At 68.5% G+C, this 12,852-nt stretch carries 13 protein-coding genes; 5 read left to right on the forward strand and 8 right to left on the reverse strand.

The window, feature by feature from the left end:
* Genes R3E10_08010 through R3E10_08045 form a run of 8 tightly spaced genes read right to left on the reverse strand, consistent with a single transcriptional unit; the run spans position 1 to position 6,921 of the window.
* Positions 1 to 1,539 carry a proton-conducting transporter membrane subunit gene (locus R3E10_08010; GenBank protein MEZ4415684.1) on the reverse strand — a complete coding sequence of 513 codons (1,539 nt, stop codon included), beginning with the start codon at positions 1,537 to 1,539 and terminating at the stop codon, positions 1 to 3.
* 13 nt (positions 1,540 to 1,552) lie between these two features.
* Positions 1,553 to 3,052: a proton-conducting transporter membrane subunit gene (locus tag R3E10_08015; GenBank protein ID MEZ4415685.1), complete on the reverse strand. Its 1,500-nt coding sequence runs from the start codon at positions 3,050 to 3,052 to the stop codon at positions 1,553 to 1,555.
* Positions 3,049 to 4,536 (reverse strand): proton-conducting transporter membrane subunit, encoded by a 1,488-nt coding sequence (locus tag R3E10_08020; protein MEZ4415686.1) that lies wholly within the window; start codon positions 4,534 to 4,536, stop codon positions 3,049 to 3,051. The genes R3E10_08015 and R3E10_08020 overlap by 4 nt, the downstream gene beginning before the upstream one ends.
* On the reverse strand, positions 4,533 to 4,844 hold the full coding sequence (locus R3E10_08025; GenBank protein ID MEZ4415687.1) for an NADH-quinone oxidoreductase subunit K: 312 nt from the start codon (positions 4,842 to 4,844) through the stop codon (positions 4,533 to 4,535). Before R3E10_08025 ends, R3E10_08020 begins: the two co-directional genes overlap by 4 nt.
* On the reverse strand, positions 4,841 to 5,818 hold the full coding sequence (locus tag R3E10_08030) for a hydrogenase subunit MbhD domain-containing protein (GenBank protein ID MEZ4415688.1): 978 nt from the start codon (positions 5,816 to 5,818) through the stop codon (positions 4,841 to 4,843). The genes R3E10_08025 and R3E10_08030 overlap by 4 nt, the downstream gene beginning before the upstream one ends.
* On the reverse strand, positions 5,815 to 6,129 hold the full coding sequence (mnhG, locus tag R3E10_08035; protein MEZ4415689.1) for a monovalent cation/H(+) antiporter subunit G: 315 nt from the start codon (positions 6,127 to 6,129) through the stop codon (positions 5,815 to 5,817). Before mnhG ends, R3E10_08030 begins: the two co-directional genes overlap by 4 nt.
* Before the next feature lie 5 nt (positions 6,130 to 6,134).
* Positions 6,135 to 6,377: a monovalent cation/H+ antiporter complex subunit F gene (locus R3E10_08040; GenBank protein ID MEZ4415690.1), complete on the reverse strand. Its 243-nt coding sequence runs from the start codon at positions 6,375 to 6,377 to the stop codon at positions 6,135 to 6,137.
* A gap of 1 nt (position 6,378) precedes the next feature.
* Positions 6,379 to 6,921: a Na+/H+ antiporter subunit E gene (locus R3E10_08045; GenBank protein MEZ4415691.1), complete on the reverse strand. Its 543-nt coding sequence runs from the start codon at positions 6,919 to 6,921 to the stop codon at positions 6,379 to 6,381.
* Positions 6,922 to 7,198: 277 nt separating this feature from the next.
* Between R3E10_08045 and R3E10_08050 the strand changes: the two genes are divergently transcribed.
* From R3E10_08050 to nosZ, 5 genes are all read left to right on the forward strand, one after another.
* Positions 7,199 to 8,398, forward strand: a complete 1,200-nt coding sequence (locus tag R3E10_08050) for a dicarboxylate/amino acid:cation symporter (protein MEZ4415692.1) — start codon at positions 7,199 to 7,201, stop codon at positions 8,396 to 8,398.
* A complete protein-coding gene (locus tag R3E10_08055) occupies positions 8,395 to 9,600 on the forward strand; it encodes an aminotransferase class V-fold PLP-dependent enzyme (protein MEZ4415693.1) in 1,206 nt (401 codons plus the stop codon). The genes R3E10_08050 and R3E10_08055 overlap by 4 nt, the downstream gene beginning before the upstream one ends.
* A gap of 196 nt (positions 9,601 to 9,796) precedes the next feature.
* Positions 9,797 to 10,228 (forward strand): Rrf2 family transcriptional regulator, encoded by a 432-nt coding sequence (locus R3E10_08060; protein ID MEZ4415694.1) that lies wholly within the window; start codon positions 9,797 to 9,799, stop codon positions 10,226 to 10,228.
* A complete protein-coding gene (locus R3E10_08065; GenBank protein MEZ4415695.1) occupies positions 10,225 to 10,773 on the forward strand; it encodes a c-type cytochrome in 549 nt (182 codons plus the stop codon). The genes R3E10_08060 and R3E10_08065 overlap by 4 nt, the downstream gene beginning before the upstream one ends.
* Before the next feature lie 44 nt (positions 10,774 to 10,817).
* Entirely contained in the window at positions 10,818 to 12,800 is a 1,983-nt protein-coding gene (gene nosZ, locus R3E10_08070) for a Sec-dependent nitrous-oxide reductase (GenBank protein ID MEZ4415696.1), read from the forward strand.
* The last annotated feature ends 52 nt before the right edge of the window (positions 12,801 to 12,852 follow it).

A 12,852-nucleotide genomic window follows, 5' to 3' on the forward strand; every position in this document is an offset into this window, starting at 1 on the left:
TCAGAGCGCCAATCGCAGCAACAGAACCAGCGCCAGAAAGAGGGTACCCAACGCAGCCCAGGCGGCAGCCTGCCGCTCCGCAGCCTCCAGCTGACGCAGCGCTGCGTTGGCAGCGTGACGCACCCGCCGCCGTACATGGGCCGGGGCATGACGGAGGACCGGTCGCTTCTCGCTGCGGCGGCGCAGGTAGTCGTCCCAGCGCCACCCCAGCCAACGGGCCCAGCGGTCCACCGTGGTGGGCCTCGACGCGGCCCGCCACCCGCTTCGCGTCAGAGCGCTCCACACCGCGATGCCGACCAGCACGGGCCAGGCTTCGCCCAGGACCGCCGCGCCGCTCACCGCGTGACCTGCGTAGTTCCCGAAAGCAGGCCACAGCCAGACGCCCCCGGCCACGGCCACCACGGAGGCAACCCACGGCCCCAAGGAATGCGCCGCCTCGCCTGACGGCTCCGCCGCTCGGCGCCAGAGCTGTCGCAGGAGATGGAGCATCAACACGGTGGTGGCCACCGCCGACAGTCGAAAGAACACGCCCAACTCCACACCGTGCTCGCGAACCGCCTCGGCCAACGCCCCCTTGGCGAGCGCACCACTCGTCAGCGGCGCACCCGCCAGCGCGAGAGCCGGAAGCCCCAGCGCCGCCCAACGCCACAGTGGACGCGGGGCCGAAGGGTCGGACACCCGGACCGCATCGATGCCGAGAAAGAGCGCGCTCTTGGCCAGCGCGTGATGGGCGATGAACGCGGCCGCAGCCAGGGTCGCGCCCTCCCCTCCGCGGGCGCCGCCCAGCACTGTCACCACGATTCCCATCTGACTGACGCTGGAGTATGCCAGGACGCGCTCGGGCTCGCGGCGCGTCAGGCCCCTCAGTACACCGAAGGCGGTGCCGGCCACGCCCAGCGCCATCCACTCGTACGGCGCGATCCCGCTGGCGAAAGCGCCGAAGCGGATCCACCCGAGTACACCCACCCCTACGGTGGCTCCCGCGAATCCGGCTGCCGCCGCACGGGGCATCGCGGCGTACGCAGCCGGCATCCATGCGTGCAGAAGCGGAAGACCGGTCTTCACGCCCAGACCCAGGAGCAGCAGCAGCGCCATGCCGCGGCCGAGGACACCCCCGCCGAAGCCAGCGCCGTCCGCAGCACCCCAAGTCACCAACGCCGCCGCCAGCAGGGCCCCTTCGCTCGCGAGGACAAACACCAGGTAGGCGCGGCCCGCACGGACCGAACGCGGCGAACCGTCGTGGGTGACAAGCGGATAGGCTGCCAGACCCAGCAACGAAAAAAACAGCAAGAAGGTGACTGCGTCGCCAGCCACGGTGGCCCCGAGTTGAGCTGCCGCCACCAACATGAAGAACAAGTAGAAGCGTCGCCGACCCTGCGGCTCGATCCCCTTCCATGCCGCCCATCCTGCCGTGACCCAGATCAGCGCACTGGACACGAAGAAGGCAGCCGCAACGGGATCCCAGAGCACATGGCCACCGACCAGCAACCAGGGCAACGCCGTGGACGGCGCAGCGGCAGCCTGGGCAGACCCGATCATGGAGTGTCCCCCCTCATGGACCGTAGGCGGAGCGGGCGACGCGTTCTGCCCAGGACAGCGGGCTGTAGGGCAAACCGGCCAGGAGCCCCACCAGGAGGCTGAGCAGCGCGGTGGCCAGCACCGGAAGCAGCAGCATCCAGGAAGCCTCACGAGCACCGCTCCGAGGAGACTCTGCCCAGTGTCGCTCCGGCGGATCGAACCAGGCCGTCTTCACGATCGGCAGGAAGTACGCCGCGTTCAGGAACCCGCTCACCACCAACACGGCCACCACCCAGGGACGCCCGGCCTGAAGGCCCCCAGCAGCCAGATACCACTTGCTGACGAACCCGGCGACGGGCGGCACGCCGATCATCCCGAGCGCCGCAACGGTGAAGGCAGCCATGGTCAGCGGCATGCGGCGGGCGACACCCTTCATCTGACTGACGCGCTTGACGTTCAGCGTCTCGGCCAGGTTTCCCGCACAGAAGAAGAGCGTCACCTTCATCAGCCCCTGGTGCACCAGGTGCACTACAGCACCGGTGAGGGCCACAGGACTCGGGAGGGTGGCTCCGAGGGTGATGTACGAGAGCTGGCTTACGGTGGAGTAGGCGAGGCGGCGCTTCAGATCGTCCTGGACCAGTGCGCGCACCGAGCCGAACAGGATCGTGAACACGGCAGCGGCAGCCAGCCAGGGAAGCACGCCCAGGCGAGTGGCGAGGTCGAATCCGTAGACGTCGTAGATGACGCGGAGGATGCCGAAGGCTCCCGCCTTCACCACGGCCACGGCGTGCAACAGCGCGCTCACGGGCGCCGGGGCAATCATCGCCACGGGCAGCCACCCATGCAGCGGTACGATGGCTGCCTTCACCGCCAGCCCGCCGATCAGAAGCACGAAGATGATCCGAAGCTCCGTCGCGTGCGACGCGGACAGGCGGGCCAGCGCGTCGCCCCCCTCTGCGAAGTCCACCGGACCGGCCAACGCGGTGAGCCAGGCGGTGGCGAGCAGCAGCAGTGCCCCTCCGCTCAGCGTGTAGGTCAGGTACCGAGCTCCGGCGGCCAGGGCGCGGCGGGTGCCTCGGTGCACGACCAGTGGATAGGTGGTGACGGTGAGGAGCTCGTAGAAGACGAGGAACGTCAACAGGTTGCCCGAGAGCGCGATGCCGACGGTGGCGCTTACGCAGAGGCTGAAGAACCCGAAGAAGCGCGCGCGCTGCGGAGCGTGCTCCAGGTAGCCGATGGCGTACAGCGTGGTGACCAGCCACAGCCCCGCCGACAACGTCACGAACAGGAGCGAGAGCTCATCCGCCTGCAACAGGAGATCGACGCCGTCGGCCAGATGCCACTGCCAGGACGGACGCCCACCGCGGGCGACGACCAGGAGGAGGGCGGTCACCGCGACGAGCTTGACCCCCGCACCGCCCAGGTTGAGGAGGGTCCGCAGGCTTCGACGAGACTCGGGGAGGAAGAAGATCACGAGCCCCGGCACCAGCGACGAGGCCAGGATCAGCGGAGGGAGCAGATCGACGCCGATCATGGCCCTCCCCCCAGCACCGGGAGGCCGATCCGGATGAGGGTGTCGGGCACGGCGGATGCCACACCAAGGAGGAGGGCAGCCAACGCCAAGGCCAGCGCCGCCCAGCCGCGCTCCTGCGCACCGCCCTCCTGCGGAGCCCCCCGCGGCTCAGGGCGGATCGCCGGCACCAAGACGCGCCACACATATCCCGCGGTCAGCAAGGCGCTGCCCGCGATGATGACCACCCACACGAGGTCTGCGGGCGTGGCGGGAGAAGTGGCGAGCAGCCACTTGCCCATGAAGCCCCCCGTACCGGGCACCCCCATCAAGCTCATCCCGGCCAGTCCCAGCGCGTAGGCGTGCACGGGGTGGCGGGTCCCGAATCCGGCCAGCTCGCTCAGGCGGTCGTGGCCATAGGCACGCGCCACTCCGCCCGCCGCCAGGAACATGGCCGCCTTGGCCAGCGCGTGCGCAGCGGCGAGGAACACGAGGCCCGCCCACGCCCGCGGATTCGCGCTCGAACGCACGAGGGGGACCGCCACCAGCAGGAGGCCGATCTGAGCCACCGTGGAGTACGCCACCAGCTCCTTGAGACGGACCGCCCGAATGGCCTGCAAGGATCCCCACACGAGTCCAGCGCTCCCCAGCACTCCGATCAACGCTGCGGCGGCCGAGCCAGGCAAGCCGGGGAAACAGAACCACCAGAGCCGGAGCAGCAGGTAGAGGGGAGCTTCGACCACCAATGCGGAGAGAAGCGCGCTCACCGGCGCTGGGGCAGCAGCGTGAGCCGCGGGAAGCCATCCGTGCAGCGGTACGATGGCCGCTTTGAACAGAAGCGCGCCGCTCAGGAGGGACAGCGCCAGCGTGGTCTCTCCATCCGGCCGTACCAAGCTGGCCAGTCGTTGGAAGTCCAACGCCTCGTAGCGATGGTACACGAGCGCGACCCCAAGGAAGAACGCCAAGGACGCCGCGACGTTCACGAAGAAGTAGCGCAGCGCCGCCCGAAGGGGACCCGCTCCCCCTGCCGAAGCCACGAGAGCGACGGAGGTGAGTCCGACGAGCTCCAGACACACGTAGAGGTTGAAGAGATCGGCGGTGAGGAAGAGGGCGTTGAGTCCGGCCCAAAGCAAGAACCACAGCGGCCAGAAGGTCCTTGCTGCGCGTACGTCGTCAGCAAGCTGGTTCGACCGCGGGTCCACCCGTGATCGCCATGCATCCGTGCTCGCGGCGAGGAGGACCAGCCACACGATCGCGAGGAACGCGGCCGAGAGGCCATCGACGTTGAGACCGATGCCAACGGAGCTCGGCCACGCTCCTACCGCGACCCGCCAGGCACCTCCCCGCAGCAGAGCCCCGCAGATGGTCCACGTCACCACACCGCAGATGGCTGTTACGCCGCCCAGCAGAAGCGCGACCCCTCCCCGCCGTACTGGTTGTAGAACGAAGGCGAGAATCGCGCCCACGAGCGGAGCCGCCACCAGCCAGGCAGGGGAAGCGGCCATCATGGCAGTCGCGATTCCGTAGGCGTCGGCACCTCCTCTCGCTCGGCCTGCCGGAGCCGCACGATCAGCGCCAAGGCCACCGCCGTCGCACTCACCGTCACGACGATGCCCGTCAGCACCAGGGCCTGCGGCACCGGATCGAGCCCGCTGGCGCCGGAGCGGGCCAACCCGACGAGCACGAGCGAGGCACCGGTGCTCATGACGTTGAAGGAGAGCACCTTGGCGACGAGCTCGGCTCGTGCGAGCAGCCCGAACAGGCCGATGGCGAAGACCGCCGCCCCGACGAGCGGATAGAGGAGTGCCGCGCTCATCCCTCCTCCTCCGGGAGCTCAGCCAGGCCACCGATGAACAGGGCGGTCAAGGTGAGCCCCACGGACACTGCGATGCACGCCTCGATGAACAGACCCCAGGCGGCCGCTGTCCCAGCGGCGTATTCGAGGGGAGCCCGCCCCCGCAGCAGGGGCCAAGCGCACGCGGCCAGCAACGCGCCCAGTCCTGCCGCCACCCCCCAGCGCGTGCGTCGTCGCTCTCCCAGACGAAGGGCTCGTCGGTCGGTGAGGGTCCAAAGGACCCCGGCGGCCCCCAGCAGGGCGCCGGACTGAAAGCCTCCTCCGGGGCCATGCAGCCCGGCGCCGAGCAGATGCGCGGCAACGAGCAGCAGCAGCGGCAGGAGGAAGTGCGACACCGAACCCAGCACGGGGTCTCCGGGCCAGTGCGCCGGTCGGGTCCGGACGATCCCGAGGCCCCACACCGCCAGCACGGCAGCGAAGAGGACCGAGGTCTCCAGGAGCGTATCGTAGCCGCGCAGATCCAGGAGCACCGCCGTCACGGCGCTCTCGATCCCGCTCCGGGTGCCCAAACGGGCGACCGCATCGGCCAGTCCGACGCGTTCGTTGTGGGTCGCCAGTGCCAGCACCGCCGTGGAGGCGAGAAGCGCGAAGATCGTCACCGCGGCGGCGATCGTCGCTTTGATCAGGGGACTGCTGGGGAGCTGCCCGTGCAGGGTCGATCGAGGCTCACTCTGGGACGAGCCACCTGCGCCGCGGAGCCGCCCCAACGTGGAAAGCAGCAGCGCGCCGGTGAGCCCGGCTCCGATCGCGGCCTCAGCCAGCGCCAGGTCCGGTGCCGCCAATCGGCCCCAGACGAGCGCGGTCAGCAGGCCGAAAGCGATGTAGCGCACGGTCCCCGTGAATGGGTCGTGGGCCGAAATGCTGCCCCAAGCCACCAGGACGAGCGTGGCCACGAGCAGCAGATCGAAGATCCAGGCGCCCGTCGTCGCGCTCACGGCGTTTCCTCCCCGCGGCCCCGCTGGTCCAGATAGGCGGCCCGGCACAGGAAGTGTCCGTTCGCGCCGCTCGCGAGTGCGATCAGCGTCCAGATCAAGAGCACGCGCAGACCGGACACCAGGGACGTCTGCAACAGGCCGACGCCGAGCGCGACGCACCCCAAGCCCAGCGTATCAGCCTTGGTCAGGGCGTGGATGCGAGTAAACACGTCTGGGAAGCGCAGCAGCCCCACCAGGCCCGCCAGGAAGAACACCATCCCGATCCCGACCAGTACCACAGCCGCCAGCGCACGAAGGCTCTCCCAGTCCATCGCGGTCACCACCAGGCCCGCCGTACGAACGCGATGGTCGTGACCGCGGCCAGGACCGCGAACACCAGGGCCACATCGACGAGGGCGTGATCCTCCAAGGCGACCGAGAGCAGCAGGAGCACGGACACCGCAACGGTTCCGAACAGCTGCGCCACCATCATACGGTCAGCACGGGTCGGCCCCCAGACGACGCGCAGCAACGCGACCATGACCGTGATCAACAGAAGCGCGGCGCAGCCGAGGAACATCTCAATCACGATGCGCCTCCTCAGTGACGGGCGCAGGGCTTCTCTCCAGACGCAGTCCAAACAAGCCCGCGATCAGTGACTCGGCGCGCCGGCAAGGTCCCTCGACCGCCACCCCCGAGTGGATACGTTGCACGATGAGCATGTCCCCTCTCAGCTCGGCCGCCACCGTTCCCGGCAGCATGCTGATGGTCACGGCCAGAAGCGACCGCGCGGGTCCGTCGGGAAGGCGCAGCGCGAACGCCACGAAGCCAGGGTCCACCGAGCGGCGCGGGTCCAGGGCGCGCAGGGCAACGTCGACGCCACCGCGTACGGCCTGGAGCAGATAGAAGGCGGCGAAGACGACCAGGCGATCGGCGCGCCACCAATGGAACGACGGTCCGGACCCATGGGGCGCGAGCCACGCACCCAGGACGGCGGCGACGCCTCCCAGCCACCAGGAGCCGTCCCTCCCATCCGAGATCAGCCACCAGAGGGCGACCAGCACCACGAGCCGGGCGCCGACAGCCAGGGCCTGCGAGGCTGCGCGCGTTGCGCGTGCGGGCATGACGATGGCAAGCGAAAGGAGCGTGTGACGCTTCGTTCATGTCGCATCGGAGCGCACATCCCGTCAAGCCGGGACACCTCCGGCGGTCGTCCGGGGGGTGGTGGCCAGGTGGCCAGCCCGGCTACCATGCCTCCCCGACGTTCTCCCCTGGCTCCGGACCGACGCGTGCGCCTCCCGTTCGATATCGCCCCCCCGCGCACGCTGCCGTCGCGCAGCATGAGTCGCACGGCGTGATCCAAGGAGCACTCCTGCCTCGCCCCGCGGGAATGCGGTCCCGATGATCGAGCGGTGGCGGTCCCTGTCGCTGGGCTCCCGCATCCTGGTCTTCATGGTCCTGGGAGGCATTGCCGGCCTCACGCTGGGAGAGTCCGCAGCGGCCGTGCAGCCGATCGGGGATGTCTTCATCCGCCTGCTCATCATGGCGGCGGTACCGCTGGTCTTCTTCAACCTGCTCGCGGGCATCACCAGCCTCACCGACCTGCGCACGCTGGGCCGGCTGGCCGGCAAGATCGTCCTCTACTACCTCATCACCACCGCCGCCGCCCTTTCGCTCGGTCTCCTGGCCACGCACGCACTTCAACCCGGCCGCGGCATGCGCCTCACCGGCGAGGTCGGAGACCGACTGGGCACCGCGCCTCGTGTGCTCGACGTGATCCTGGACTTGATCCCGGAGAACGTCTTCCGCGCATTCGCGGAGGGGAAGGTCTCGCAGATCGTGGTCTTCGCGGTGCTCCTGGGAGTGGCCACCGTGAAGCTCCCTTCCGCTCCGCGTGAGCGCCTGCGCGAGGCGTTCGACGCGCTCGCGCAGCTCCTGCGCAAGCTGGTCGACGTGGTGATGTGGGCGGCCCCTCTGGGGATCGGCGCGCTGGCGGCCAGCACCCTGGGACAGTACGGCTCCCAGATCTTCGGGCCGCTGGCCCGTTTCCTGGCAGCGGTCTGGGGCGCACAGCTGGTCATGGTCCTCGTGTACCTGACACTGCTGCGCACGCTCACGCCGAGAAAGCCCTGGACGTTCCTCAAACAGACCGGTCCGCTCTGGGCCACCACTGCTGCCACCTGCAGCTCCCTGGCCAGCCTGGCCGTCGCCATGGACCTGGCGGAGACGCGGTTGCGCCTCCCGGAGCGCGTGTACGCCTTCACCCTGCCGCTCGGCGCACAGATCAACAAGGACGGCACCTCCATCATGCTGGCAGCCGTGCTGTTGTTCACGGCTCAGGCCGCCGGCGTGGAGTTCGATCTGGCGACGCAGGTCACGATCGTGCTGATCGGGCTGCTGCTCTCCGAGGGGTCGGGCGGTATCCCCGGAGGCGGGTTGGTCATCGCCCTCATCTTCGTGCAGGCCTTCAACCTCCCGCCTGAGATCGCCGCGATCGTGGGTGGGATCTACCGTCTCATCGACATGGGCAGCACCACCATCAATGTGATGGGAGACATGGTGGGGACCGCCATCGTAGCCCACTCGGAGGAGCGAGCATGACGCTGGACCTGCAGGGCTTCCGTGATCTGTTCCCCGCCTTGCGCTCCGGGACGTTCATGAACGTCGCCCAGCGAGGTCTGATGGCCGAGCCGGTTCGCCTCGCCATCGAGCAGTACCTGCATCTCCGCACGGGATACGAGTGGGACAAGCAAGCCCTCTTCGATCGGACCGAGGAGACACGTGCCCGCTTTGCCCGCTTCATCGGTGCCGAGAGCGCCGATGAAGTCGCCTTCGCGAAGAACGTGTCGGACGGGATCAACATGATCGCCGGAGCCATCGATTGGCGCCCGGGGGACAACATGGTGTTCTGTCCAGAACTGGAGCATCCGGCCAACGTGTTCCCCTGGTTCAATGCCCGTCACCGCCACGGCGTGGAGCTGCGGGCCGTCGAGCCGGTGGAGGGGCGGGTTCCGGTCGAGCGCCTGGCCGAGCGCATCGACGCGCGCACGCGCCTGATCACCGTCCCCACGGTGTCGTTCTCGCCTGGTTTCATCACCGACGTGCAGGCCCTCTCCCGTGTCTGCCGAGCGCGAGGCGTATTCCTGCTCGTCGACGCCGCCCAGTCGGTGGGAATCCTGCACACCGACGTGCGCGCAATGGGCGCCGATGCGCTGGCCGTCGCGACCCAGAAAGGGCTGATGGCCTGCTACGGCATGGGGTTTCTCTACTGCCGCGCCGAGGCAGCCGAAGCGCTGCAGCCCGCGGCGTTGGCGCGGTTCGGCGTGGACCTGCCCGACGATGCGCACGAGACCGCGCTCGCGGACGAGGACTTCCGCTACGCACACGCGGCGCGCCGCTTCGACGTGGGCAACTACAACTACCTCGGCGTGTTGGCCGCCAACCGCGCCCTGGAGATCCTCGAGTCCGTGGGCACGCCGATCCTGGAGGCGCATGTGCGGGGCTTGGCCCGCGGTCTGGCGCAACGCCTGCTCGATCTGGATCTGCCGGTGGTGGGCGGCGAGCCGGGGCCCGATCTCGGCCACATCGTCGCGGTGGGAACCAGCGGCGGCGGGCGGCACGATACCGTGGACGATCCACGCATGCAGTCCCTGCATCGCTTCCTCACCGAGCGCGACATCCACTTCGCGGTGCGCAAAGGCGTGCTGCGCTTCTCGCTGCACGGCTACAACGACCGCCCGGACGTCGAGCGCGTCGCGGAGGCCGCCGCCGAGTGGAGACGCACGTCCCTCTCCGCCCACTGACGGTGGCCGTCTCGGGGATCTGACCGCCGGTCGATCGCCGGCCTGCTGGGGCCCTGTCAGGGTTCTCCCGACCCCTACCGTGGAGCAGACCCCGACTTCTCCGGTGTCTATTTCGGATTTATTCATCCGATTAACAACAATTGATGGACGCCGGATCGTCGAGACCCCCGCCGGGGCTCGGGTCGGGAGCCAGTCGATGCTGCTGTCACAAACCGGGATCTACGCGCTGCAGGCCGTTCTCCGACTCGCCCAGAGTGGAGAGGACCAGTTGGTGGCAGCCGCCGAGCTGGCCCGGGAGCTGGACATCCCGAGCGGCTACCTCGCCAAGACGCTGCACCGGCTCCGCCGCGAAGGGCTGCTCTCGTCCACGCGAGGTGCGGGTGGTGGCTACCGCTTGGCTCTCCCCGCCCGGGAGATCTCCGTGCTCCGCGTTGTTGCCCCCTTCCAGGACGTGGCCGTGGGCAAACGCTGCCTGCTCGGGGGCGCCTGTGATCCGGAGCACCCCTGCGAAGCGCACGCCCGCTGGAGCCGCCTGACGGCCTGCGGGACCACCGTGCTGGAGAACACCACAGTGGCCGACCTGCTCGGTGGCACCGGCGACTCACCCATCACCAGGAACGACCTATGACGTCTTCGAAGGGCAGCCGCCCTGCCCCCCTGAACCTCCTCCTGCGCGCGCTCACGCTGGCCGTGCCGGTCATGACCTTGGCCTGCGGTGGGGAGGGCGGTCAGGAGGCCGCACCGGGTGCCGCGCCGGCGGCTCCGGCCGCAGCCGAGCCCGCCGCCCTGAGCCCCGCCGAACTGGAGCAGGGCATCGGTCCCATCCGCGATCTCGCCCTCGGGCCCATCGATCCGGCGCTGGTCGCGGAGGGCGAGACGGCCTTCGTCCTGAAGTGTTCGGCCTGCCACAAGATCGAGGAGCGCTACGTCGGTCCGCGCCTCGGGACGGTGCTCGCGCGGGTCCGGCCGGAGTACGCCATGAACATGATGCTGAATTCCAACGAGATGGTGCAGCGTCATCCGCGCGCCAGGGCCATGCTGGCCGAGTTCTTCACACCCATGACCGTGCAGGTGACGGGAGAGCCGGAAGCCCGCGCCATCCTCGAATACCTGCGCTCGGTTCAGATCGACACCACCACCACCCCGACGCCGAGTGACGGAGGCGACCTGTGATCACCTCGTCCCGGCGGCAGAACGCACGTCAAGGAGACCCTGTCATGATCCGCTCACGCAGTCCGCTGCTCCTCGCCGCGGGCATACTGGTCGCAATCGGCGCGGGCTTCTACGCCTGTTCGCCCCGCGGTACCAGTCCCGCGATTGGTGCCGGGGACATGGCAAGCGCGGCGCAAGCCGTCTACGTCGCTCCCGGCGAGTACGATGAGTTCTACGCCTTCATGTCCGGGGGCTTCAGCGGCAACCTCACGGTGATGGGTCTGCCCTCCGGGCGCTTGCTCAAGACCGTCCCGGTCTTCAGCCAGTACCCGGAGAACGGGTGGGGATACTCCGAAGAAACCAAGCCGATGTTGGAGACGAGCCACGGGTTCATTCCCTGGGACGACTCCCACCACCCGGAGCTGTCCATGACCGACGGCGTGCCGGACGGCCGCTGGATCTTCATCAACGGGAACAACACACCCCGGGTCGCCCGCATCGACCTGACGACCTTCGAAACCACGGAGATCGTCGAGATCCCCAACTCGGCGGGCAACCACGGTTCCCCCTTCATCACGCCCAACTCGGACTATCTGGTCGCCTCGACCCGGTTCAGCGTCCCCATTCCCAACCGTGACATGTCCATCGAGGACTACCGTGGGAATTTCAAGGGCTCCCTGAGCTTTGTCCGGGCCAACGACCCCGGCAACATGCGCGTCGCCTTCCAGATCATCGTGCCGGGATACAACTACGACCTCGCGCACGCCGGTAAGGGCCCCTCGGACGGCTGGGTGTTCTTCACGTCCTACAACTCGGAGGAAGAACACACCCTCCTCGAGATCAACGCATCTCGCAAGGACAAGGACTTCGTGGCCGCGGTGAACTGGCGGCGGGCGGAGGAGTGCATCGCCAACGGCGCCGGCGGCACGGCAAACGTGCGCTACCGCCACAACTACCTGGGGGACGACCACATCGCGACCTCGGAGGAGGTCACGTCCGTACGGACCATGGAGCCAAGCGACTGCGCGAACATGGTCTACTTCCTCCCCACGCCCAAGTCGCCGCACGGCGTCGACGTCGATCCGACCGGTGAGTACATCGTGGCCGGCGGCAAGCTGGCCACCGTCATCCCGGTGCACTCCTTCCAGAAGATGACGGCAGCCATCCAGGCTCAGGACTTCGACGAAGTGATCGATGGCATTCCGGTGCTGCGTTACGAGAGCGTGTTGGCCGGCGAAGTGCAGAACCCGGGGCTGGGGCCGCTGCACACCGAGTTCGACGGTCGCGGATATGCCTACACCACGGCCTTCATCTCTTCGGAGATCGTGAAGTGGCAGCTGGGCACCTGGCAGGTCGTCGACCGCATCCCCGTCTATTATTCGGTCGGCCATCTGATGATTCCCGGCGGTGACTCCCGCCAGCCCTGGGGCAAGTACCTGGTGGCCTTGAACAAGATCACCAAGGATCGCTACCTGCCCACCGGGCCCGAGCTGGCCCACGCGGCTCAGCTGATCGACATCAGCGGGGACAAGATGCGCATGCTGCTCGACTTCCCCACCCAGGGGGAGCCGCACTACGCACAGGGGATCGCGGCCGACATCATCCGTGATCGGCAGGTGCAGTTCTACAATCTCGCCGAGAACGCGAATCCGAACGCGGTGCGCTCGGAGGCGGAGACGCGCGTGGAGCGGCGAGGCAATGAGGTCCATGTCTACATGACCTCCATCCGCAGCCACTTCGCACCGGACAACATCGAGGGCGTCCGGGTCGGAGACCGGGTGTTCTTCCACGTCACCAACCTCGAGCAGGACTGGGATGTGCCGCACGGCTTCGCGGCCATGGGTGCGCGCAACGCGGAGCTCCTGATCATGCCCGGCGAGACACGCACCCTGACGTGGACGCCGCAGGCCGCGGGCATCTATCCGTTCTACTGCACCGACTTCTGCTCGGCACTGCACCAGGAGATGCAGGGATACGTTCGGGTATCCGCAGCGGGTTCGAATACGCCACTCCGTTGGGGGACGGGCGGCACCTGGAACACGCGCTGATCCGACCAGGGGGGCGGGCTTCGGCCCGTCCCCCTGGGTTCCCCTCGACACT

The sequence above is a fragment of the Gemmatimonadota bacterium genome (assembly GCA_041390105.1).
Classification (GTDB): domain Bacteria; phylum Gemmatimonadota; class Gemmatimonadetes; order Longimicrobiales; family Gaopeijiaceae; genus JAGQIF01.

Excerpts from the sequence above, each read along its gene's own strand:
- R3E10_08010 (MEZ4415684.1), bottom strand. The coding sequence starts at position 1,539 with ATGATCGGGTCTGCCCAGGCTGCCGCTGCGCCGTCCACGGCGTTGCCC.
- R3E10_08015 (MEZ4415685.1), bottom strand. The coding sequence starts at position 3,052 with ATGATCGGCGTCGATCTGCTCCCTCCGCTGATCCTGGCCTCGTCGCTG.
- R3E10_08020 (MEZ4415686.1), bottom strand. The coding sequence starts at position 4,536 with ATGATGGCCGCTTCCCCTGCCTGGCTGGTGGCGGCTCCGCTCGTGGGC.
- R3E10_08025 (MEZ4415687.1), bottom strand. The coding sequence starts at position 4,844 with ATGAGCGCGGCACTCCTCTATCCGCTCGTCGGGGCGGCGGTCTTCGCC.
- mnhG (MEZ4415689.1), bottom strand. The coding sequence starts at position 6,129 with ATGGACTGGGAGAGCCTTCGTGCGCTGGCGGCTGTGGTACTGGTCGGG.
- R3E10_08040 (MEZ4415690.1), bottom strand. The coding sequence starts at position 6,377 with ATGTTCCTCGGCTGCGCCGCGCTTCTGTTGATCACGGTCATGGTCGCG.
- R3E10_08045 (MEZ4415691.1), bottom strand. The coding sequence starts at position 6,921 with ATGCCCGCACGCGCAACGCGCGCAGCCTCGCAGGCCCTGGCTGTCGGC.
- R3E10_08050 (MEZ4415692.1), top strand. The coding sequence starts at position 7,199 with ATGATCGAGCGGTGGCGGTCCCTGTCGCTGGGCTCCCGCATCCTGGTC.
- R3E10_08055 (MEZ4415693.1), top strand. The coding sequence starts at position 8,395 with ATGACGCTGGACCTGCAGGGCTTCCGTGATCTGTTCCCCGCCTTGCGC.
- R3E10_08060 (MEZ4415694.1), top strand. The coding sequence starts at position 9,797 with ATGCTGCTGTCACAAACCGGGATCTACGCGCTGCAGGCCGTTCTCCGA.
- R3E10_08065 (MEZ4415695.1), top strand. The coding sequence starts at position 10,225 with ATGACGTCTTCGAAGGGCAGCCGCCCTGCCCCCCTGAACCTCCTCCTG.
- nosZ (MEZ4415696.1), top strand. The coding sequence starts at position 10,818 with ATGATCCGCTCACGCAGTCCGCTGCTCCTCGCCGCGGGCATACTGGTC.